At 75.3% G+C, this 3,247-nt stretch carries 3 protein-coding genes; all 3 read right to left on the bottom strand.

The features are described 5' to 3' along the window. Positions 1 to 165: 165 nt before the first annotated feature. Positions 166 to 966 (bottom strand): SGNH/GDSL hydrolase family protein, encoded by an 801-nt coding sequence (locus tag ABZY91_RS41755; protein WP_355409445.1) that lies wholly within the window; start codon positions 964 to 966, stop codon positions 166 to 168. Positions 967 to 1,405: 439 nt separating this feature from the next. Further along, on the bottom strand, positions 1,406 to 2,023 hold the full coding sequence (locus ABZY91_RS41750) for a hypothetical protein (protein WP_355409443.1): 618 nt from the start codon (positions 2,021 to 2,023) through the stop codon (positions 1,406 to 1,408). 208 nt (positions 2,024 to 2,231) lie between these two features. Continuing rightward, positions 2,232 to 3,247: hypothetical protein (locus ABZY91_RS41745; protein WP_355409441.1), on the bottom strand; the 1,016-nt coding region annotated here is incomplete at its 5' end.

The raw sequence follows: 3,247 nt of genomic DNA, 5'->3' as shown, positions 1-3,247 counted from the left end.
ACCAGCCGGCCGAGCCCCGTGCGCGACCCGGACGGATTCGCCGTGCGCGACCGTCGAGCAGTCCTGACCCGCCGCACCCACGACCAGCGGTCGACGGCGGGACCGGCGGGCGCCGCGCGGTGGGCGGGTGAGCGCCGCGCGGTGGGCGGTCGGCCGGACGGGCGGTCAGGCCTGGGCGGAGAAGACCGGCAGGTAGCCGCCCGAGTGGCCGGAGGCCTTCGGGTGATAGCTCTCCTCCACCGGCAGGGTGGTGCTGTTCAGCCAGGTGGTGGAGGAGCCGCAGATCTCGTGCTCCCGGAACACCGAGCGGACGTCACCGAAGGCGAAGCCCGCGTTGGCGGCGCGCTTGGCGAGCACGTCGGCGAGGACGTCGGCGGCGCCGTTGATGGCGGCCCGCTTGGTGTCGCCGATGCCGAAGATGCAGTTGCCGCCGACCTTGTAGAGGTGCGGGTAGCCCAGGACGACCACCCTGGCGTTGGGCGCCTTGGCGTGGATGGCCGCGTAGACCTGGTCGAGCTTGCCGGGAAGCGTGGTGGTGGCGTAGTTCTTCGCGGTGGCGACGGCGTTGAGGCACGCGCTCTCGGAGTCCAGCACGCAGGTCTGCATGGTGCCGGCGAAGCCAGCGTCGTTGCCGCCGACGCTGATGCTCACCAGCGTGGTGCCCGAGTTCAGCGCCGAGAGCTGGCTGTTGAGCACGTCACCGGTCTTGGCGCCCGAGCAGGCGACGAAGGCGAAGGAGGACGGCGCGTGCGCGTTCTTCCAGAGGTACGGGTAGGCGTTGGTGCTCCGCTTGCAGTTGCCGCTCTCGCCGGTGTAGCTGCCGGCCCCGAGGCCGGACGCGTACGAGTCGCCGAGCGCGACGTAGTTGACGCCGGCGGCCTGGGCCGAGGAAGCCGTGAAGAGGGTGGTCAGGGAGAGGAACGCCGCGAGGGTGGCGACGGACATGGCACGGGCAGGACGTAGCATGACACCTCCTGGGAGTGACGTGCGTCACATCATTTGATACCAGGCGGTAGGTACCGCGGGAAGCGCTCATGCCAAGGCAATTGACAGTCGGTCTGACAACGATGGAGTGAACTGCCGCGCCGGCGACGGAAAGTGCGACGTGCACGCCGGTGCGACGGACTACCCGTTCGGGGGACACGAGGGCGGCTCCGGGGCACGGCGCCCCGGGTCGTCGACGCGCCGTGCCGGGGACGACGGGGGGACGACGGCGGTGTGAAGACCCGACGTCAGGTCACCGCACCCCTGTGGGCGGTCTCCGTTCGACCGGCCGACGGACGATCAGGCGCGTCGGCCACCAGTGCCCGTACGGTCGGTCAGCGATCCTTCGGTCCGACCCGGGCTCGGTGGCGCGGAGCGGTCCCGCGCCCAAGGCCCGCGCCCAAGGCCCGAGCCCCCGGATTCACGCCCCCGGATTCACCCCGGGGAACACCTCGCAGCCCTCCACCGGGAGCTCCTCGATGGCCTCGTTGGCAGCGGCCGGCACCCCCAGCCTCCGGACGGCGGTCGCCACGGCGGCCCGGGCCTGGCGCAGCCCGGGCGCACCCCAGCCGAGGAGTTCGACCGCGAGACCGGGCGCGACCAGCAGCCGCCGGTAGTGCCGCCCCGAGGCCGGGTCCGGGGCGCTGGGGCCGACCGCCCGCAGCGCGGCGGCCATCCGGACGCGGGCGCACTCGTGCCCGCCGTTGGCCGAACCGACCCGGTCGTAGAGGTAGCCGAGGTAGTACGGCGTGCCGATCAGCGCCTGGGCCTCCTCGGCCGCCTCCCGGGCCAGCGCGGAGCCCGGGTCGCCGGCGTCCTCCGGTTCCAGCGACCCGCCGGGGAGCGAGACGATGCCGTCCTTGGGGTTGACCAGGGTCAGCACCCGGCCGTCGGGGGCGAACAGCCACCCCCAGGACTGCTTGACCGGGAGCCCGGCGGGCACCCGCTCGCCCGGCCGCCACGGCCACCCCGCGGTGGGGCGACGGCGCACCTTCCCGAGCAGTTCGGCGACCTCCGCGCTGAACTCGATCCGGCTCATGCGCCCCCCCTTTCGGTCTCGGGCTCGCCGGACCGACGGGGCGCGGGGTGGACCCGCAGTGCGCGCGGTTCGGGGCTGAGCGGCGGGGTCGGCGGCGTGGGGCACCGGCCGTTCCCACTGTTGATCTTCCCCGAAATCTTCCCCGAACAGGCGGTCGATGAACAGTCCCCAGCGCCGCTCGGTGGACGCGCCGGACCGAAAGGGCAGGTCAGCCCAAGGGCCCACCGCCCTCCCCGGGCCGCGCGCCGGTAGGCCGTCCGCCGGGCGCGCCCGGGCCGCCCGGCGGCGGGTCGGCGGAGGAATCCGGGCCCTCCGGCGGCGCCTGCGGGAGCGGGAACCCCGGCAGCGGGACCGCCGCCGGCGGGAAGGGCATGCCCCGGCCGACGTCGTCCGCGAGCGAGTCGAGCACCTCCCGGACGGTCATCGGCCGCAGCCGGCCCCCGTCGAGCGCCCAGCCGCGCACCGTCTGGCCTCCGGGCGCCGCCGGGTCGCCGTGCAGCACCATCGCGCCCGCGCCGCCGCCGGCCACACCCGCCGCCAGCGTCACGCAGAACGCCTCGGTGTCCCGCCCGCCCGCGCGGAGGCGTCCGCGCTCCACCCGGACGTCCGCCGCCGAGGACAGCTCCTCGCCGTCCTCGGGGCCGTGGCAGCGGATCGTCACGAGGTGGACGCCCTCGCCCGCACCCTCGGCCAGCGCGAGGAGGACGCCGACGGCGTACCTCGTCACCGCCGCCGACCGCCGCTCCGCCGGCGGCCCCTCGCCGACCGCCGACAGCAGCGCGGCCATGGCGACGGAGATCCGCACCCTGGCCCGGTGGTCGTCGGCCAGTTCGGGGAGGAGCGCCACCAGCCGCTGGCCCGCGTAGACGAACGGCTCCCCCGCCAGCTCGGGATCGGCCGCGTACGCGACCCGGGCCGCCGCGTCCGCCGGGTCGAAGCCGAGCGCTTCGCAGTAGTCCTCGAAGTCGGCCGGGTCGAACACCCTCAGGTGCACCTCCAGACCCTGGCCGTACAGCGCCCGGAGCTGGACCGCCGCACGCCTCAGGTAGGCCCGGAAGGGCAGGTCGCCGAAGAGGCCGTGCCGGGACAGGTCGGCGAAGTCGGCGGCTCGGACGACCAGCGCGAGCGCCACCGGTTGCGGCGGCGGCGCACCGCGCGGTCGCCACCGGCGCCGGTCCCCGGTACCGGGCCCGGCCGGACCGGCCGACCCGGGGCCGCTCGCTC

The sequence above is a fragment of the Kitasatospora sp. NPDC002965 genome (assembly GCF_040611255.1).
In the GTDB taxonomy this organism is placed as follows: Bacteria; Actinomycetota; Actinomycetes; order Streptomycetales; family Streptomycetaceae; genus Kitasatospora.
The sequence above is the reverse complement of the archived record's forward strand: the minus strand, read 5'-3'. Positions and strand labels throughout refer to the sequence as shown.